This is a genomic window from Sulfitobacter sp. SH22, assembly GCF_965641905.1.
GTDB lineage: Bacteria > Pseudomonadota > Alphaproteobacteria > Rhodobacterales > Rhodobacteraceae > Sulfitobacter.
In genome coordinates, this window is record NZ_OZ282573.1 from 2,942,912 (window position 1) to 2,962,063 (window position 19,152).

At 57.4% G+C, this 19,152-nt stretch carries 18 protein-coding genes; 10 read left to right on the forward strand and 8 right to left on the reverse strand.

What is annotated here, in order from left to right:
* Window positions 1-210: 210 nt before the first annotated feature.
* From xylF to ACSQ13_RS16470, 6 genes are all read left to right on the forward strand, one after another.
* The gene (gene xylF / locus ACSQ13_RS16445; protein WP_176250352.1) at window positions 211-1,233 is read left to right on the forward strand and encodes a D-xylose ABC transporter substrate-binding protein; all 1,023 of its coding nucleotides are present in this window, start codon (window positions 211-213) and stop codon (window positions 1,231-1,233) included.
* 125 nt (window positions 1,234-1,358) lie between these two features.
* Window positions 1,359-2,672, forward strand: coding sequence for a sugar ABC transporter permease (locus ACSQ13_RS16450; RefSeq protein WP_295508098.1), 1,314 nt, complete (start codon window positions 1,359-1,361; stop codon window positions 2,670-2,672).
* Window positions 2,669-3,415, forward strand: a complete 747-nt coding sequence (locus ACSQ13_RS16455) for an ATP-binding cassette domain-containing protein (protein WP_176250350.1) — start codon at window positions 2,669-2,671, stop codon at window positions 3,413-3,415. The genes ACSQ13_RS16450 and ACSQ13_RS16455 overlap by 4 nt, the downstream gene beginning before the upstream one ends.
* Before the next feature lie 22 nt (window positions 3,416-3,437).
* Window positions 3,438-4,871: a xylulokinase gene (gene xylB / locus ACSQ13_RS16460; protein WP_295508103.1), complete on the forward strand. Its 1,434-nt coding sequence runs from the start codon at window positions 3,438-3,440 to the stop codon at window positions 4,869-4,871.
* A 22-nt stretch (window positions 4,872-4,893) separates the two neighbouring features.
* Window positions 4,894-6,192 (forward strand): xylose isomerase, encoded by a 1,299-nt coding sequence (gene xylA, locus ACSQ13_RS16465; protein WP_295508106.1) that lies wholly within the window; start codon window positions 4,894-4,896, stop codon window positions 6,190-6,192.
* A 30-nt stretch (window positions 6,193-6,222) separates the two neighbouring features.
* Window positions 6,223-6,915, forward strand: coding sequence for a DUF1045 domain-containing protein (locus ACSQ13_RS16470; RefSeq protein ID WP_295508108.1), 693 nt, complete (start codon window positions 6,223-6,225; stop codon window positions 6,913-6,915).
* Here ACSQ13_RS16470 and ACSQ13_RS16475 read toward each other — a convergent pair.
* The 4 genes from ACSQ13_RS16475 to ACSQ13_RS16490 are packed head-to-tail and all read right to left on the reverse strand — an operon-like array spanning window position 6,889 to window position 11,894.
* Window positions 6,889-8,421: an indolepyruvate oxidoreductase subunit beta family protein gene (locus ACSQ13_RS16475; RefSeq protein ID WP_295508110.1), complete on the reverse strand. Its 1,533-nt coding sequence runs from the start codon at window positions 8,419-8,421 to the stop codon at window positions 6,889-6,891. The two genes, ACSQ13_RS16470 and ACSQ13_RS16475, sit on opposite strands and share 27 nt — an antisense overlap.
* On the reverse strand, window positions 8,418-10,553 hold the full coding sequence (locus ACSQ13_RS16480; RefSeq protein ID WP_176250345.1) for an indolepyruvate ferredoxin oxidoreductase subunit alpha: 2,136 nt from the start codon (window positions 10,551-10,553) through the stop codon (window positions 8,418-8,420). The genes ACSQ13_RS16475 and ACSQ13_RS16480 overlap by 4 nt, the downstream gene beginning before the upstream one ends.
* 10 nt (window positions 10,554-10,563) lie before the next feature.
* Window positions 10,564-11,037 (reverse strand): MarR family winged helix-turn-helix transcriptional regulator, encoded by a 474-nt coding sequence (locus ACSQ13_RS16485; protein ID WP_176250344.1) that lies wholly within the window; start codon window positions 11,035-11,037, stop codon window positions 10,564-10,566.
* 59 nt (window positions 11,038-11,096) lie between these two features.
* Complete coding sequence (locus ACSQ13_RS16490; protein WP_373028356.1) at window positions 11,097-11,894, reverse strand: cyclase family protein; 798 nt, start codon at window positions 11,892-11,894, stop codon at window positions 11,097-11,099.
* A gap of 177 nt (window positions 11,895-12,071) precedes the next feature.
* On the opposite strand from ACSQ13_RS16490, the gene ACSQ13_RS16495 reads away from it, so the two are divergent.
* Window positions 12,072-13,124, forward strand: coding sequence for an aminotransferase class V-fold PLP-dependent enzyme (locus tag ACSQ13_RS16495; RefSeq protein ID WP_295508114.1), 1,053 nt, complete (start codon window positions 12,072-12,074; stop codon window positions 13,122-13,124).
* Here the strand turns inward: ACSQ13_RS16495 and ACSQ13_RS16500 are convergent.
* Entirely contained in the window at window positions 13,121-14,281 is a 1,161-nt protein-coding gene (locus ACSQ13_RS16500; RefSeq protein ID WP_295508116.1) for a pyridoxal phosphate-dependent aminotransferase, read from the reverse strand. The genes ACSQ13_RS16495 and ACSQ13_RS16500 overlap by 4 nt on opposite strands.
* Window positions 14,282-14,379: 98 nt before the next feature.
* On the opposite strand from ACSQ13_RS16500, the gene ACSQ13_RS16505 reads away from it, so the two are divergent.
* The gene (locus ACSQ13_RS16505; RefSeq protein ID WP_295508118.1) at window positions 14,380-15,102 is read left to right on the forward strand and encodes an SDR family NAD(P)-dependent oxidoreductase; all 723 of its coding nucleotides are present in this window, start codon (window positions 14,380-14,382) and stop codon (window positions 15,100-15,102) included.
* A gap of 72 nt (window positions 15,103-15,174) precedes the next feature.
* Here the strand turns inward: ACSQ13_RS16505 and ahcY are convergent, their stop codons facing one another.
* Window positions 15,175-16,563 (reverse strand): adenosylhomocysteinase, encoded by a 1,389-nt coding sequence (gene ahcY / locus ACSQ13_RS16510; protein WP_176250339.1) that lies wholly within the window; start codon window positions 16,561-16,563, stop codon window positions 15,175-15,177.
* A gap of 208 nt (window positions 16,564-16,771) precedes the next feature.
* Between ahcY and ACSQ13_RS16515 the strand changes: the two genes are divergently transcribed.
* Both ACSQ13_RS16515 and ACSQ13_RS16520 read left to right on the forward strand, forming a co-directional pair.
* A complete protein-coding gene (locus ACSQ13_RS16515) occupies window positions 16,772-17,368 on the forward strand; it encodes an HD family hydrolase (RefSeq protein WP_295508120.1) in 597 nt (198 codons plus the stop codon).
* Window positions 17,365-17,850, forward strand: a complete 486-nt coding sequence (locus tag ACSQ13_RS16520; protein ID WP_295508123.1) for a GNAT family N-acetyltransferase — start codon at window positions 17,365-17,367, stop codon at window positions 17,848-17,850. The genes ACSQ13_RS16515 and ACSQ13_RS16520 overlap by 4 nt, the downstream gene beginning before the upstream one ends.
* Before the next feature lie 3 nt (window positions 17,851-17,853).
* Here ACSQ13_RS16520 and ACSQ13_RS16525 read toward each other — a convergent pair whose 3' ends face one another.
* Together ACSQ13_RS16525 and ACSQ13_RS16530 are read right to left on the reverse strand one after the other, a co-directional pair.
* Window positions 17,854-18,408 (reverse strand): ActR/PrrA/RegA family redox response regulator transcription factor, encoded by a 555-nt coding sequence (locus ACSQ13_RS16525; RefSeq protein ID WP_176250336.1) that lies wholly within the window; start codon window positions 18,406-18,408, stop codon window positions 17,854-17,856.
* A 78-nt stretch (window positions 18,409-18,486) separates the two neighbouring features.
* The gene (locus ACSQ13_RS16530) at window positions 18,487-19,104 is read right to left on the reverse strand and encodes an SCO family protein (protein WP_176250335.1); all 618 of its coding nucleotides are present in this window, start codon (window positions 19,102-19,104) and stop codon (window positions 18,487-18,489) included.
* Between the last annotated feature and the right edge of the window lie 48 nt (window positions 19,105-19,152).

A 19,152-nucleotide genomic window follows, 5' to 3' on the forward strand; every position in this document is an offset into this window, starting at 1 on the left:
CAAACTTTATCCCCCCATAAGATCCAGTGATCCAAATACTTCTCCCCGGATCAGTCGAAATAAGCCGCCTTTTGCGGACATCTGTCAAATTATTTATCGTTTTTTTGAAAATTTATTTTGACAACTGAATTAAAACGCGCAACCTCAGGACACGGAGAAAAAATCGATGCCATCTGGGACATCGGAATCATTTCATCTGGGAGGAAAGAAATGCGTAAACTCTTTATGGCAGCGGCTGTCGCCACTGCCGGATTCACCCATGCCGCAGCAGCACAAGACATCACTGTCGGCGTGAGCTGGTCCAATTTTCAGGAAGAACGCTGGAAGACTGACGAAGCCGCGATCAAAGCTGCTTTGGAAGCTGCCGGTGCGAAATACGTCAGCGCCGATGCGCAGTCGTCTTCAGCCAAGCAATTGTCCGATGTTGAAAGCCTGATCGCCCAAGGCGTTGATGCCTTGATCATTCTGGCACAAGACAGCCAAGCGATTGGCCCGGCCATCACAGCCGCGGCTGATGAAGGTATTCCGGTTGTTGGCTATGACCGCCTGATCGAAGATCCTCGTGCGTTTTACCTGACATTCGACAACGTCGAAGTTGGCCGTATGCAGGCCCGCGCCGTTCTGGAAGCCATGCCAAAAGGCAACTACGTCATGATCAAGGGCTCGCCCACCGATCCAAACGCCGATTTCCTGCGTGGCGGCCAGCAAGAAGTGCTGCAAGCTGCAATCGACGCGGGCGACATCACCATCGTTGCCGAAGCGTACACAGACGGCTGGTTGCCTGCCAACGCACAGCGCAACATGGAGCAGATCCTGACAGCGCAAGACAACAAGGTTGATGCGGTTGTTGCATCCAACGACGGTACAGCTGGCGGTGCGGTTGCAGCCCTGACAGCACAAGGCATGGAAGGCACACCTGTGTCCGGCCAAGATGGCGACCACGCTGCGTTGAACCGCGTTGCAATGGGCACACAGACCGTCAGCGTTTGGAAAGACGCCCGCGATCTGGGTAAGAACGCTGCTGAAATCGCAGTTGCCCTTGCTGGTGGTGCAGAAATGGGTGCCGTTGATGGCGCACAGGAATGGACATCGCCCGGCGGCACAACATTGTCGGCCAAGTTTCTGGCACCTGTGCCGGTTACCATCGACAACCTGAACGCCGTTCTGGACGCCGGCTGGATCACCAAAGAGGCGCTTTGCCAAGGTGTTACAGACGTCGCAGCCTGCGAGTAATCAAAACAATTGCATCCCGGCCCCGGTCGGGATGCACCCCCTTATTCCTTTTATGCGCGGGCTGTTTTTCGAACCAATGCCCTGACCGCTGAAAGAAACCGCGACCCAATCCGGAAGCCAATCACATGACAGATACATCGACACCCGGGACAGATTCACATCGGTCACCGACAGCCTCTAAACGTTCTTTCCTGACCCAGCTTGAGATCGACACACGCCTGTTGGGCATGATCGGTGCCTTTGTTCTGGTCTGTCTGGTGTTCAACGTGCTGACCGACGGCCGGTTCTTGACGCCGCGCAATATTTTCAACCTGACCATCCAGACCGTCAGCGTCGCCATTATGGCCACTGGCATGGTGTTTGTGATCGTCACACGCCACATCGACCTGTCTGTGGGGGCCATGCTGGCGACCTGTTCGGCCGCGATGGCGATTACCCAAACCGACATTTTGCCCAAGATGCTGGGGCTTGGCCTTGGTCACCCGCTGATCCCTTGGATCTCTATTCTGGCGGGATTGATCGTAGGCACCGTGATCGGCGCGTTTCAGGGATGGCTTGTCGGTTATCTGACGATCCCCGCCTTTATCGTGACGCTGGGCGGCTTGCTGATCTGGCGCAACGTGGCGTGGTACATGACCGACGGTCAAACCATCGGGCCGCTGGATGAAACATTCCGCAATTTTGGCGGCATCAATGGCACCTTGGGCGAAACATGGTCCTGGGTCGTTGGCGTGATCGCCGTCGTCCTTGCGCTTTGGGCCCTGTCGGCGTCGCGTCGCAACAAGATCGGGCATGGCTTTCCGGTCAAACCCGTCTGGGCAGAAGCGATTGTCGGGTTGATCATCACTGTCGGCATCCTTGGCTTTGTCGCCATCCTGAACGCCTATGAGGTGCCCACCGCGCGGTTGATCCGTGAATTCAAAGCTGACGGCGAGGCGATGCCAGAGGGTTATACCGCCGCCTATGGCATTCCCTATTCCGTGCTGCTGCTGATCGCGATTGCCATTGGCATGACCGTGATTGCGAAACGCACGCGGCTGGGACGCTATATCTTTGCGACAGGCGGCAACCCTGACGCGGCAGAGCTGTCCGGCATCAACACACGGATGCTGACGGTCAAGATCTTTGCGCTGATGGGTGCCTTGGTCGCGCTGTCTGCGGTTGTCGCATCGGCCCGTCTGACCAACCATTCCAACGACATCGGCACGCTGGATGAACTGCGCGTCATCGCTGCTGCGGTGATTGGCGGCACGGCCCTTGCGGGCGGGATCGGCACCATTCACGGCGCAATCCTTGGGGCGCTGATCATGCAATCGCTGCAATCGGGCATGGCCATGGTGGGCGTCGACGCGCCACTGCAAAACATCGTTGTGGGGGCTGTTCTTGTCCTCGCCGTTTGGATCGACATTGTCTATCGCCGCCGCACAGGAGGGAAATGATGACACCTTTAGTAGAGCTTAAGAATATCTCGTTGTCCTTCGGGGGCGTGCGCGCCGTCGATAACGTGTCGCTTGATCTATATCCGGGCGAAGTTGTCGGCCTGCTGGGCCACAATGGCGCGGGCAAATCGACGCTGATCAAGATTTTGGCCGGTGCCTATCAGATGGACGAAGGCGAAATCTGGATCGAGGGCAAAAAGGTCAACATCCAGTCGCCCCGTGATGCGCGGCGTCACAACATCGAAACGATTTACCAAACGCTTGCGCTGGCCGATAACCTTGATGCGCCCAGCAACCTGTTTCTGGGGCGCGAATTGACCACGCGTTTCGGTCTGGTCGACGACGCCAAGATGGAGGCAGAGACGCGCAAGATCATGGCGCGGCTCAACCCAAACTTTAAAAAGATCAGCGAACCTGTTTCGGCGCTTTCGGGTGGCCAGCGGCAGTCGGTGGCGATTGCGCGCGCGGTGTATTTCAACGCGAAAATCCTGATCATGGATGAACCGACTGCCGCTTTGGGCGTGCACGAAAGCAAGATGGTCGCCGATTTGATCAAGGAGCTGAAGGCCCAAGGTCTGGGCATCTTCCTGATCAGCCACGACACACGCGAAATGCTGGATCTGTGCGACCGCGTATCGGTAATGAAAAACGGCACGCTGATCGGCACTGAAAAAGTCGGTGACGTGACCGAGGATGACATCCTCAGCATGATCATCATGGGTAAAGCGCGCGACGCCGCTTAGGCTCTAACACACGGGGAAACACATGTTTTTAGGTCTTGATTTAGGTACTTCGGGCCTGAAAGCGCTGCTGGTGGACGGTGATGAAAACATCATCGCCGAAGCCAGCGCGCCTTTGCAGGTATCGCGCGCCCATGACGGGTGGAGCGAGCAAACCGCCGATGATTGGTTCACCGCCTGCGCAGCTGCCGTGCGCGGTCTTGGCGTCGATCTTAGCGCTGTTCAGGGCATCGGGCTAAGCGGTCACATGCATGGCGCTACGTTGATTGATGCAAACGGCGCGGCGTTGCGCCCCTGTATGCTGTGGAACGATACCCGCGCTGCCGTTGAAGCGGCTGAAATGGATGCCAACCCGATCTGGCGCAAGGTCACGGGCAACATCGTTTTCCCCGGCTTTACCGCGCCCAAGGTTGAATGGGTCCGGCGGCACGAAGCAGATATCTTTGCCAAGATCGACAAAGTGTTGCTGCCCAAAGACGCCCTGCGGTTCTGGCTTACGGGCGAAGCCGTGTCAGAAATGTCCGACGCCGCTGGCACCAGCTGGCTGGACACTGGCGCGCGCGACTGGTCGGATGAACTGCTGGCGCTGTCGGGTCTGTCACGGGCGCAAATGCCCCGTCTCGTCGAAGGCTCCGAGGTTTCTGGCACCCTGACCGGATCAATCGCCGCCAAACTTGGCCTGCCTGCGGGCATTCCCGTCGCGGGGGGTGGTGGGGATAATGCCGCCTCTGCCATCGGGATGGGTGTTGTGAAACCGGGGCAGGCGTTTGTGTCGCTGGGCACCTCTGGCGTGTTGTTCGCCGCGACGCCCAACTATGCCGCAGCCCCCGAAAGCGCCTTGCACAGCTTTTGCCATGCCTTGCCTGATCTGTGGCACCAGATGGGGGTGATCCTGTCTGCGACAGATGCGCTGAACTGGCTGGCGGGGGTGTTGAACGAAGATGCCCAAACGCTGACCGGTGATCTGGGGCAGCTACAGGCCCCAAGCCGCACGATATTCATGCCCTATCTGGGCGGCGAACGTACGCCCCACAACGATGCGCAAATTCGCGCCGGATTCCTGCATTTGGGTCACGCGACAGATCGCGCCGCAATGGTCCGCGCCGTCCTAGAGGGCGTCACCCACGCCCTGCGCGACAGCTTTGATGCGATGGCGCTGACCGGTACCAAGATCGACAGCCTGATGGCAGTCGGCGGCGGGTCAAAGTCCGATTACTGGCTCAAGGCGATTGCAACTTCGCTGGATATGCCGATCCAGCTTCCTGCGGCTGGTGACTTTGGTGCCGCCTTGGGCGCTGCGCGTCTGGGCCGCATGGCCGCAACTGGCGAAGGTGCCGAAATTGCTGTGCCGCCCCCCGTTTCCCGCGTGATAGAGCCTGATCAAAAGCTCGTTCCAGCTTTTGCTGACGCGCACGAACGCTATTCCGAGACATATCGCGCAATCAAATCCCTGCGCTGACCTACACTTAAGGAGCCTCCCCATGACCGACTTTTTCGCTGGTATCCCGACGATCACCTACGATCCCGATGCGACCCATGATTTCGCCTATCGCAGCTATGACCCTGATGAGATTGTCATGGGCAAGACGATGGCGGAACACCTGCGCTTTGCCGTTGCCTATTGGCACAGCTTTGCCTGGGAAGGCGGCGACCCGTTTGGCGGCCAGACGTTTGAGCGCCCCTGGTTCGGCGACACGATGGATCACGCCAAGGTCAAGGCCGATACCGCGTTCGACATGTTCAAGATCCTTGGCCAGCCGTATTTCTGTTTTCACGATGCCGACGTCCGGCCCGAAGGCGATACATTCGCCGAAAGCACTGCGCGCCTGCACGAGATCACCGATTATTTCGGCGAAAAGATGGAGCAGACAGGCACCAAGCTGCTGTGGGGCACCGCGAACCTGTTTTCGAACCGCCGCTATATGTCGGGTGCGGCGACCAACCCGGACCCTGATGTCTTTGCCTATGGTGCCGCGACCGTCAAAGAATGCATTGACGTCACCCACAAGCTGGGTGGTGAAAACTATGTGCTGTGGGGCGGGCGCGAAGGCTATGAAACCCTGCTGAACACCGACATGAAACGCGAACGTGAACAGGCGGGCCGTTTCCTTCAAATGTCGGTCGAATATGCACGCAAGATCGGTTTCAAGGGCGGCATCCTGATCGAGCCTAAACCTCAGGAACCCACCAAACACCAATATGATTACGACGTCGCCACCGTTTACGGTTTCCTCAAGGATTTCGGGCTTGAGAACGAGGTGAAGGTAAACATCGAACAGGGTCACGCGATCCTGGCCGGGCATTCGTTTGAACACGAGCTGGCGCTTGCCTCTGCGCTTGGTATTTTCGGGTCGATCGACATGAACCGCAACGATTACCAATCGGGCTGGGACACCGACCAGTTCCCCAATTCGGTGCCCGAAGTCGCATTGGCCTATTACGAAGTGCTCAAGGCAGGCGGTTTCACCACAGGCGGCACCAATTTCGACGCAAAGCTGCGCCGTCAATCGCTGGACGCACAGGATCTGATCCTTGCCCATGTCGGCGCGATGGATGTCTGCGCCCGTGGTCTGAAAGCCGCAGCCGCGATGCTGGAAGACGGCAAGCTGGAAGCCGCCCGCGATGCCCGCTATGCTGGTTGGGGTTCGGCGCGCGGTCAGGACCTGTTGAACAGCAACCTCGAGGCTATCAACGCACAGGTCAAAGCAGACAACCTGAACCCGCAGCCAGCCTCGGGCCGCCAAGAGGCGTTGGAAAATCTGGTGAACCGGTATCTTTGACCTTTAGCCCGCGTCGGAGTAGCTGAACCCATGTTCAAACGCTACGCCATCTATTTCACGCCGCAGTCAGGCCGGTTTGCCCAATCGGGTGCCGCCTGGCTGGGGTGGGATTTGGCCAAAGGCTGCGCCGTTGCGCAGCCACATATCGATGGTATCGACGTTGCCGCGATAACAGACAGGCCGCGCAAATACGGGCTGCACGCCACGATAAAGGCCCCGTTTACCCTAGCCGCCGCCGTGACCGAGCAGGATTTGACGGAGGCGTTAGGGGATTTTTGTGCCTCGCATCAAGAACTGTCGATTGAAGGGCTGCACCTGACCCAGATTGGCCGATTTTTGGCTCTGACCCCCAAAGGGGATGTGTCGCAGCTGAACACGCTGGCCGCCGCAGTGGTGCGTTCGCTGGACCGGTTTCGCGCACCGATCACCACCGCCGAATTTGACCGCAAGAACCGACGCAACATGTCCGATCGCCAGCGACAGCTGTTGCGCCAATGGGGCTATGCCGGGGTCGAAGAATTCTTTCAGTTTCACATCACACTGACCGGGCCGATCCCCGACGATGTTAAAGACCGCGTAATCGACTTTCTGGATGGCTACCTTTGCCCAACGATCCCCGCGCCATTGAAAATCGACGGCCTTTCCCTGTGTGCAGAACGAACGGATGGTTGTTTTCAACAAATCGCGCGGTTTGCGTTAAACAAAGCTCCGAACAGTCTCTAACGCGCCGGAAAGCGCCTTTCCGTCGGGGTCTTGCAAGGCGGCTTCGCGCAGGCGGGCAACCCAATCGGACGCATCTTCGCGCCCCTTCAACATGTCGGCGGCGTTCATGACGCTGTCAAATTTCGCCAATCCCCGCGCATGGGTGTCGGAATACCCTTTCACCAGACGCCTGCACCGCAGCAGTTCAACGCAAAGCTCGTAATCATTGGTAAGCGGCGCAAGACTGCGGTCAAGCCACGCCTCAAGATGCGCAACCTCGACCGCATGGCGGCGGGTTTTCAGGCGGTAGGATTTCAGCCCGCCCAGAAGATGCAGCATCACAAAGGCAGGCAGACTGTCTGTGCGCAACCGCCGCCCCATGCCAAACCACCGATCCAGCCGCGCCATCGCCTTTGGCTTTCCTTCGATCCACGCGCCAAGCCTTGCGGGCAAAAGCCCGGCAATTTCCTCTGCCCTTGGGTGGAAATATTCGGTCAATTGCATGACCTGATCGAGTTTCGCGCCCATTTCGTTGCGGATGCGGTCGAATCTGGGGCTTCGCGTCTTGATGTCGGCAACGCGGATCATGTCGTCATAGGCCATCGCGTTGGCGATATATTTCGCGGCTGTCACGCTAAGCAGCCAATCTTGCGCGGCGCTGTCACGGGCGATCATCGCGTTGAGCCGATCCAGATAGGTCGCGCCATAGCCGCAATCCTGAAAATCGACGACCTTTCGCAGGCCCGCCGTAGCCATCTGCTGAACGGTTGGCGGCATTGCGTTGATGCGGTCGACCAGCGCGTTCCATTCGTCCAACACCCCTTGGGGTCCGGTGATCTTCTGTTCGGGTTCCGGTTTCTGCACGTCCACCGTTTCGCGATGCTGCGCCGCATCGAAGCCCGCTTTGAAGGCGCGCAAACTGGCATCGACTCCCTTGCCGCTTTTGCGGATCGCGTCCTCGAACGCCTCGCGCGGAAATGGCAAAGCGCCGGACCCGGCAAGGGCACCAAACAGGCTCGCCGAAATAACCGAGCTCTGATCGACGGCCAATTGCTCCATATTGGCCAATATCAGTCTCTGCGCAGCGATTTCAGCGGCGGCGCGGACTTCGTTGGCATCTGCAATACCGTCACCCGGCACCGTCTTTTCAGACACGGCGAGTGCGCGGTGGGTTGATCCGATCAACACGGTCCGGTCCGGCGTCACGAACCCCCGCAAGACGGCGCGCCCGACCTCCATCATCTCGGCTGCGATCAGAATATCAACATCGCCGGCGGACGGAGCCAGGGCAAAGACCGGCAGCTGATCGGTTCTGGGGATCATTTCGATGTAATAAATCGTCGCCCCGGTGCGTTGCGCCACACCTGCAACGCTGGTGGCCTGCACATCATAGCCCTGCGCACGGGCCAATGCCTCGATCCAGCTCGTCAGAACGCCGCCGCCCTGCCCGCCAACAGCCATCACCGCCAGCTTGGTGATCTTGGCAAGGCCCGCATCTTGGGGCTTTTCCGGAAACAGCGCGTTCATAGGGCCAACCGTTTGGCAGCACGGCGGTTTTGCAGCCAGCCGATAATCTTGATGCGTTGTCTTGCCCGCCATGCCTCAAAACCGGTCGGGTTATGCACCACATCCGCCTGATAGAATGACGGACACAGGATCGCCTCGTCCGCGACTTCGCCGCAATTGCCGCAGCCAACGCAGGTCTGGTCAATATGCGCCACAGGGTCGTCGCGCAGCGGGTCATCAAGCTTCTTTAACGACAGCGACGGGCAGCCCGACAGCCGGATACACGCGTGATCGCCCGTGCAAATATCGGGGTCCACGCCAAAGCGCGGGATATCAACGCGGCGGCCATCCTGTATCGCTTGATTGCGCAGCGGCTTTTCGCGGCGCTGTTTGTTCAACATACATTCCGACGATGCCACGATCACCTTTGGTCCGGCGTAATCGGTCGTTAACGCCTCGCGCAGAACCTCGCGGACTTTGCCAACGTCATAGGTGCGGTCGATCTGGCGCACCCATTCGACACCAACCCCCTTTAACGCTGCTGAAATCGGGTTATTCGTCGATTTAGTGTCGTTTATTGCGCGGCTGGACAGCACGTCCTGCCCGCCCGTTGCGGCGGAATAATAGTTGTCGACAATCACCGCGACCGTGTCTGATTTGTTGAACACCATGTTCCCGATCGAGGAACTGAGCCCGTTATGCCAGAACCCGCCATCCCCAAGGATAGAGATCGCCCGCCGTTCGCCACCGCCATCAAAAGCGGCGTTTGACGCAGGCCCCAACCCATAGCCCATCGTCGAACCGCCAATTTCAAACGGAGGCAAGGCGGCAAATAGATGGCAGCCAATGTCGCCACTGATCTGATGCTTGCCAAGTTCCTGTTCCGTCAGCTTCAACGCAGCGAAAATCGGGCGTTCGGGGCAACCCGTACAGAACCCCGGTGGCCGGATCGGCACGGTTTTGGACAGGTCCGGTATCTGCGGGGCCTTTGCATTCGGGGCACGAACGGCACCCGGCAACATTTCAGGCGCGGCGGCCTTTAGAAATGCGGTCACACCGTCCAGCATCACCTGCCCGGTATATTCGCCAGCCATCGGCAGCATGTCTTTGCCATGCAATTCGACCGAGCTGCGCGCTTTGTACAGAAAACTGCCAAGCTGCTGCTCGATAAACTCAGGCTGACCTTCCTCGACAACCAGCACATGATCCTTGCCCTCGCAAAACCGGTTAAATTCGTCCCTAACCAAGGGATATGTGACGTTCAGAACATAAAGCGGCACGTCGCTGTTGCCATAGATATCTGCCAGCCCCAACCGCTGAAGCGCCCGCACCACGCCGTTATACATGCCCCCCTGAACAACGATCCCCAAAGGGGCGCGGTTGGGGCCGATGATTTCATTCAGCTTGTTGTCGATGATGAATTTTTCCGCCGCAGGCCAGCGGTTTTGAACTTTGTCCTGTTCGTGAAGATAGCTCATCGGAGGAAGAACCACGCGGGCGAAATCACTGCGCGGGGCAGACAGGGCATCGCGCACCGTCAACGGCGGCGGCACGTTATCGCGGGTTTCAAAGCTGCCTGTAACGTGGCACGATCTGATCCGTACCATCAACATCACAGGGGTATTGCTGGCCTCGGACAGTTCAAAGCCATCTTTCACCGCTTTGGTAATGCTGGGCAGGTTCGGGCGCGGGTCCAGCATCCAGAATTGCGATTTCATGGCAAAGGCGTGGGATCGCTCTTGCATGATCGACGACCCTTCGCCGTAATCTTCGCCCACGATCACCAAAGCGCCGCCCGTCACACCGGATGAACTGAGGTTCGCCAGCGCATCCGACGCCACATTTACGCCAACCGGCCCTTTGAACGTCACGGCACCACGGATCGGATAGTGGACAGACGCCGCCAACATCGCAGCGGCTGCCCCTTCGCTTGCGTTTGCCTCGAACCTGACGCCAAGTTCGCCCAGCACGTCCTGGGCATCGGCCAGCACGTCCATCAAATGGCTGATCGGCGCACCCTGATAGCCGCCAACATAGCCAACGCCGTTTTCCAACAGCGCTTTGGTCAGGGCCAATATCCCTTCTCCGGTAAATACGTCTCCGTCGCCCTTGCGCAGATGCTCTACCTCTTTTTTGAAGGAACGTTCGGCCATCTGAGCCCTTTCAGAAATCGTGTTTACGAATGTTTTTCAGCACTTTTTGCAATGTGCCGATGAACGCCTGTTTTTCGTCACCCTCAATGCCCACAAACATCGCGTGATATGCATCAGACATATGTGGCCATAGACGCCTAAATGCCTCTCGGCCGGCATCGGTCAGAAAGATGCGGGTCGCACGGCTGTCGTCGGGGTCAGGCTGACGCAGAACCAAACCGTTTTGCGCCAATGTATCCAAGCCCCGGCTAAGGGTTGATTGCTGAACAACGGCATAAACCGCAAGTTCGCGGATCAGGATCCCGTCGCGCACAGACAGCACGGCAAGGGACCGCATCTGGGGCGTCGTCAGACCCAGCTTGGACATTTCTTCCTGCAAGGCAGCGTTGTAGCGCCCCATGATCCTGTTCATCAGATAGGGGGCAAAGCCGTCCAGCCCCATATCGCCCAAGGAGTCTATTTCAGCAATTTCCTTGCCAGTCATCCGAAAGGTCCCTTCCAATAGCCGACCCCAGGTTAGGGCCGAAAGTGGGGTGTTAAATCTCAAGCTTTGGGGATCAAGGCAAGGGCGCGGATCGGGCTGCCGGTGCCCCGTTCGATCTTGAGAGGCGCGGCAATCAGAATGGCCCCCTTTGCAGGCAGTTTGTCGAGATGTGCAAGGGAGGCGAGGCCAAAGCAATTGTCACGGTGCAGCAGGTTATGGGCGGGGTATGGCGGCTCCATTCCTCCGGCTTGGCCGGCGTCGGTGCCGATACATTGCGTGCCCCATCCAACGATCCCTTTGGACAATAGGTATTCGATACAGTCGGGGGTCGGGCCGGGGCTGTGCGGGCCTGTGTCGTCAGCGTTCAGGAACTTTGCCGCATCATCAGCGCGTTTGTCCCAATCCGTGCGCATCACGACCCATTCACCCTTGCCGATCGCGCCATGTTCGGCTTCCCAGGCTTTAACGCCATCCGCAGTCAAAAGGAAATCTTCGTTCTGGGCAGATTGTGCCGCGCAGTCGATCACGTTGACGGGTGCCACAAGGCGCTGCACATCCAGCGTATCGGTATAGCCGTCTTCGTAATCCTTGCCCGTGATCCAATGGTGCGGCGCATCAAAATGGGTGCCGGAATGTTCGCCGAGTTTCAGCCAGTTCCACGCGAAAAACGGGCCGTCGCTGTCGTATTCGCTGATTTTGTGGATCTCGATTTTCGGGGTGTTTTTGGCAAAATCTTCGGGCAGTTGCAAAATCGGCGTATCGGGGCCAAGGCTGCCAGAGCAGTCGATCACTTCGACAGCCCCTGTCGCCAACATCATCGCAAGGTTCGTCAGACTATCTGCGCCGCTCATATTCATTTCTCCCCTGACTGTGTGGCTGCACTGTTGTTGATATAAGATGCTACGTAGCGTTATATGCGTTTGCAACTAAATTCACATGCCATCTGGGTTCTACATTAAAACGAGGGGCTTATGCCTGATCCTGCTTACTTTCTTTACCATTCCATTGGTCAATATCCCGGCAAAGCACAGGATATGGCAGCCGCCCTGGCCGCGTTTTCAACTGTCTGGGGTCAGCCGGATGATGCGCAGTGGCCCACTGTTTTGGGCAAACGCCAAAAGTTTCTGACCCTTTGGCGTGATCTGATCGACGCACCGGCTGACACCCTGACCAGCGCCGAGAATGTGACAACCGCGTTGTTTTCGATCCTTGGCGGGCTGCCCAAGGGACAATTGCGCGGCAAACGGGTGTTGATCGCGGCAGATTGCTTTCCCTCGCTGCATTTCCTGCTGAACGGCTTGGCAGATCGGATGGGGTTCACCTTGCACACCGTGCCGATACGCGATGGTGCATTTTGGGTAAATGATGATGATCTGCTTGACGCTTGGGGCAGCGATGTCGGCCTCGCGCTTTTGACTTTTGTCACCTCGACCAGCTCGCACCGCTGCGATTTGCAACGGCTGATCGCCCACGGGCGTGAAATGGGCTCGCTGATCGGGGTCGATCTGACCCAAGGAATCGGGATCATCCCGTTTTCGTTAAACGACTATCCCGCCGATTTCGTGATCTCGACCAGTTTGAAATGGCTGTGCGGCACACCGGGTGCGGGCATTATCCAGATGCGCAAGGAATTGATCGACGACGTGACGCCCGAATTGCGGGGGTGGTTTTCGCAGGACAATCCGTTTTCGTGGGATCTGGATGCGTTTGATTATGCGCCCGATGCACGGCGTTTTGACCATGGGACACCATCTGTTTTGGCCTGTTTAGGGTCTATTCCTGCCCTGCGCTGGCACGCGGCGCAACCTGACTTGCCGGGCCAGAACCGCGCATTGACCGATCTGATTATCGCTGCCGCAGACGATGCCGGGCTGACCATTGCGACCCCGCGAGACCCTGAAAAACGGGGCGGGTCCATCATGGTGCAATTGTCGCCCGCCGTTGATGCGCAGGCGCTGGTTGGCCAATTGCGGGATCAACATATTCACGTTGATTGCCGTGGCCGGATTTTACGGTTGTCACCGGGTGCAGTCACCACAGCGGCGCATGTTTCAAACCTGTTTATCGCGTTGAAAACACTGATCTAAAGACCGTTAAAGAACCGTTGCATCCTGTCCATCGCATCGGTCAGCACGTCAATTTCAGCGCACCCGAAACACACACGCAAATGCCCCTCGCCTGCGTCACCGTAAAAGCTGCCTGCCTCGACCACCACACCGATTTCCTCCAGCAGGCGGTCCGCACAATTCTGCGCCGTCAATCCGGTCGCCGTAATATCCGGAAAGGCGTAAATCGTCCCTTCGACCGTGGCGCAGGTCACACCGGGCATCTGGTTCAGCCGCCCGATCACCAGATCGCGCCGCGTGCGATCCCGTGCGACCATGCCCGCCAAAATGGACGGGTCGCCCGTGACCGCCGCAAGGGCACCGTGCTGAATGAACGTGTTCACATGGGTCACTTCGTTGGTCGTGATCTTCATCAACGGTCCCATCAAATCGCTATCGGCGACAACATAGCCCAAGCGCCAACCGTCCATCGCATAGGCTTTGGTAAAGGCAAACATCGAGATCGTGCGCGCCTTCATGCCGGGCAAGGACGCAATGGAAATATGCGTCGCGTCATAGGTGATCTCTTCATACACCTCGTCCGAGATCACCAATAGATCGTGTTCCTGTGCAAGATCGGCGATGACTTGCAGTTCATCACGGGTATAGACGCGGCCTGTCGGGTTGCAGGGGTTGATCAAGGCAATCGCGCGGGTCGCCGAGGTGATATGTGGCTCTATCAAGGCGCGATTGATGGAAAACCCGTTTTCAGCATCCAAGGGCGCGATGGTGACCTTGGCACCTGCCAGCTCGGCTTTGCCGATATGTTGCGGATAATAGGGGGCCAGCAACAGTGCCTCGTCGCCGTGATCCAGAAACGCCATGAAGGCAGCAAATGACCCTTGGGTCAGACCGTTGGTGATCAGCACATTATCGGCTGTCACGTCCAGCTTGTTCTGGCGGCGCAGCTTATCCGCCAAGGCGCTGCGCAGTTCCGGCAGGCCTTGCAGATCGGAATAATGCACCGCCCCCCGTTGCAAGGCAGCAATCGTTGCGTCCTTGATGTGTTGGGGGGTATCTTCGGCTGGCATGCCAAGCTCCAGATGGATCAAATCGCCTGTCCTCCCGACCGCCTTGGCAAACATTCCAAAGTTCTTTGGGCTGGTATCGGTAATTCTGCGGGCGGGTCGAATGGGCATCTGGCTCTCCTTGCATGGAAAAATACATGCGTTTACATCTATTTTGGATAACGCGGGTTTGATGAAAATGCCAACCGCAAATGGCGTGGGGGACTGAGATGAAGAAGATTGCAGTGGTTACAGGGGCCGCAGGCGGCATGGGGCGGGCGATTGTAGACAGGCTTAGGGCTGACAATTTTCATGTCATCGGCTTGGATATCGACGCAATCGGGCTGGCTGACATGCTGTCGGACGGTTTCGAAGGTATCTCCATCGATCTGACCGACCCGAAAGAGATCAAAAAGGCGTTCAAGCAGATTGAGGCCAATCACAAGGGTGTCGATGCGCTGGTCAACAACGCAGGCACCTGTTTCATGTCTGAATTCCCCAACATTCCTGTGGGCGAATTCGAAAGGCAGATGGCGCTGAACTTTTCCGGTGCGTTCCACTGCTGTCAGGCCGCGATCAAGCTGATGGCCGGGCGCGATGGCGTGCGAAAAATCGTCAACATCAGTTCCAACGGGGCGTATAATTTCGACGCCTTTGACCCGCCCCATTATCGCGCCTCAAAAGCGGCATTGGACACACTGACCAAGGATCTGGCGCGGCGCTACGCCACCGACAAGATCGCCGTGAATTCGATTGCACCCGCGATGACAGAAACGCCCCTGTTCGGTGTGGTCAGCAAGGAAGTGCTGGAAAAAGCCATCGCGCAAATGCCCCATGGCCGTGCGATGCAGCCGTCAGAGATTGCGGCATGGGTCGGGTTTCTGATCTCGCCTGCGGGGGATGTTTCCAGCGGGAATGTGATCATCCTGAACCAGGGGCGCGATGTCAGATAAAAAAACGCCGCCTCGCATTTCTGCAAGGCGGCGTTGATGTGATCGTAGGGTGGGGTTAACCCCACACCCCGCTTAGTAGCGATAATGCTCTGGCTTGAACGGGCCATCAGCGGATACGCCGATATAGGCCGCTTGTTCGTTGCTCAACTGGGTCAGTTTAACGCCGATCCGTGCAAGGTGCAGACGCGCAACCTTTTCATCCAGATGCTTGGGCAGGATATATACGTCGTTTGTATATTTGCCGGTGTTTTCCCACAGTTCGATCTGTGCCAAAACCTGGTTGGTAAAGGACGCGGACATCACGAAAGACGGGTGGCCAGTCGCGTTACCAAGGTTCAGCAAACGACCCTCGGACAGCAGGATCAGACGGTTGCCCGAAGGCATCTCGATCATGTCGACCTGTTCTTTGATGTTGGTCCATTTGTGGTTCTTCAACGCAGCAACCTGGATTTCATTGTCAAAGTGGCCGATGTTACCAACGATCGCCATGTCCTTCATCTCACGCATATGCTCGATGCGGATCACGTCTTTGTTGCCTGTGGTGGTGATAAAGATGTCGGCAGTTGCCAGTACGTCTTCCAGCAGCACAACTTCGAAACCGTCCATCGCGGCTTGCAACGCGCAGATCGGATCAACTTCGGTGACTTTTACGCGGGCACCGGCACCAGCAAGGGACGCAGCCGACCCTTTACCAACATCACCGTAGCCCATGACGACGGCAACTTTACCGGCCATCATGGTGTCGGTGGCGCGGCGGATGCCGTCGACCAGCGATTCCTTACAGCCGTATTTGTTGTCGAACTTGGACTTGGTGACGCTGTCGTTCACGTTGATCGCAGGGAACGGCAACTGGCCTTGCTTGACCAGTTCGTACAGGCGGTGAACGCCGGTTGTTGTTTCCTCGGAAACGCCTTTGATCTGGTCGCGCATTTTGGTGAACCAGCCGGGGCTTGCTTCCATACGCTTTTTGATCTGCGCCTTGATCGCGACTTCTTCTTCGGATTGCGGCACTGCAATCACGTCTTCACCGGCTTCGGCACGGGCACCCAGCAGGATGTACAGTGTCGCATCGCCGCCATCGTCCAAAATCAGGTTCGGGCCTTCGGGGAACATAAAGGATTTATCAAGGTAATCCCAATGCTCTTCCAGCGACTGGCCTTTGATCGCGAATACAGGCGTACCACCGGCAGCAATCGCCGCAGCAGCGTGGTCTTGGGTCGAGAAGATGTTGCACGATGCCCAGCGGACGTCGGCACCAAGCTCAACCAGCGTTTCGATCAGAACAGCGGTCTGGATCGTCATGTGCAGGGATCCAACGATGCGCGCGCCTTTCAGCGGCTTCTTCGTCCCGTATTCCTCGCGCAGCGCCATCAGGCCCGGCATTTCTGTTTCAGCAATATCAAGTTCCTTGCGGCCATATGCAGCAAGGTTAATGTCTTTAACGATATAATCGTTGGCCATTTGGCATCCCTTTTCAAAAGATCGGATATTTGCCACGCGCGTAGCACTTTAAAGCGGCAATCTCAACGATTGATGGGAAGATGCATTAACAAGTGATCTATTTTGCACCATTCCGGCGCTCGGAACCGGGCCGCCCTGCGCATTTCCGGTTCCATGATTGCGGGCTACGTGGGATGAACAGGGCAAAACCGAATGACGGAGGATCATCATGGCGCAGCAACCCCGTGCATGGCAACGCATGCTGTCGGGCCGCAGGCTGGACCTGCTTGACCCCACCCCCGTCGATATCGAGATTGAAGATATCGCGCACGGGTTGGCTTTTGTCGCCCGCTGGAATGGTCAAACCCACGGGGATTACGCCTATTCCGTTGCTGAACATTCGCTGTTGGTCGAAACATTGTTTGCGCGTCTGAATCCGAAATCACCCGCCAAATGGAAGCTGGCCGCACTGCTGCATGATGCGCCGGAATATGTGATCGGCGATATGATTTCACCTGTAAAGGCAGCCGTCGGGCCCGGCTACGGTGCGCTGGATGAGCGGTTAACGGCCGCAATCCACATTCGTTTCGGGCTGCCTGCCGCGATACCAAAGACCGTCAAACAACAGATAAAGAAAGCGGATAAAATCAGCGCCTGGATGGAAGCGACCCAGATCGCAGGGTTTTCAGAAACCGAAGCAACACGGTTTTTTGGCAAACCCGACACCCGCATCATCGAAAATCTGGCAATCGTGCTGCGCCCGCCTGTTGAGACCCGCAATGATTTCACCGCCCGTCACGCGATCCTGCTCAAGGAGATATCATGACCAAAGTCAGACCCCCCATTGCCCTGGATGCCCCCGATATGGCGCGACTGTTGAACGAGATTATCGAGATTGGCGGCGCCACCGCAATCACCCGGCCTGTCACGGGGGATGATCTGAAACAATGGATGGCGTCAAACGCGGAGCAAAGCGCGTGGCATGTTGCCTTGGACGAGAATGAAAAGGTCGTCGGCTTTCAATGGATCAGCCCCCATCCCGATTTGCCAGCCGAGGCCTGCGATGTCGCGACATTTGTGCAGGTCGGGCGCACCGGTCTTGGCATCGGGTCGGCGTTGTTTAACGCCACATCAGCGGCGGCAAAACAGCTGGGCTATGTCTGGATCAACGCAACAATCCGCGCCGATAATTCGGGCGGGCTGACCTATTATCAAAGCCGCGGGTTTCGCGACTGGCATTTTGACGAAGGGGTGTCGCTTGCGTCTGGCCAGATCGTCGACAAGATCAACAAACGATACGACGTTTAGATCCTAACGCGGGCTTCTTTTCGCAAGAATGCGCTGCAATGTCCGGCGGTGCATGTTCAGGCGCCGTGCTGTTTCAGACACGTTGCGATCGCATAATTCATAGACCCGCTGGATGTGTTCCCATTTCACGCGGTCCGCGCTCATCGGGTTTTCGGGGGGCGGGGGCAGGTCATCACCATTCGCCAACAGCGCATTGGTGATGTCATTGGCGTCAGCCGGTTTGGACAGATAATCCGTTGCGCCGATTTTCACGGCAGCCACCGCAGTCGCAATCGCGCCATATCCGGTTAGCACAACGACCCGCGCGTCAGGGCGTTTCTCGCGCAGAACTTCGACAACATCCAGACCGTTCCCGTCCTCAAGCCGCAGATCAATCACGGCATAAGCTGGGGGGCGGGCTGTTGCGATGGCACGACCCCCGGCGACGGAACCTGCGGTTTCCACCTCGAAGCCGCGTTTTTCCATGGCTTTGGCCAGACGACGCAAGAACGGTTCGTCGTCGTCCACCAAAAGCAAAGTCCGATCATCGCCTAGATCAAGCGCCTGCGTCTCAGCCATGTTGTGCCTCGCTCTTGTCGGGTTGGTCGTCACATTCATAAACAGCTATGTAGTGCTTCTTTGTGCAGGTCAAATTTTCTACTGATTTTCGATGAAGCAGCCGATCTTGTCTGCCATCTGGTCAGGCGACACATCGCGCCGGAAAAAGTCGACAAATCCTTCGCCGGGCATCACCAGATAGCTAAAGGTCGAATGATCAACGAGATAGAACTCATCCTTGGCCTCATGGGCTTTGTAATACGTGCGGTACGCTGCACTTGCCGCTGCGACCTGTTCAGCCGAGCCGGTCAGCCCGATCATCTTTGGGTGCATGTTATCGGCGAATTCGCCAACGGTTTCAGGCGTATCGCGTGCCGGGTCGATCGAGATAAAGACAGGCGTGACCGACATGCCGCGTTCTTCCAGAATATCAATGGCAGTGGCATTGCGCGCAACATCAAGCGGGCAGACATCGGGGCAGAACGTATAGCCGAAATAGATCAGGCTTGGTTCGGTGATCACATCCGTATCGGTCACCGTCTGACCGGCTGAATTCACCAGTTCGAACGGGCCGCCCAAATCACTGTCACCTGCAACGGCAGAGTTCTTGCATTGCGCATATTTGTCATCGCTATCCCCGCCAGTGCCCAGATAAAGGGTCAATGCCATGAAACCGAGCGCCACCACGGCGGCACATATTGCAATTATTCGCGTCATCATCATTCTCCTGCGCCAATTGGGGCTCTTGATCACTGTGTATAGCAG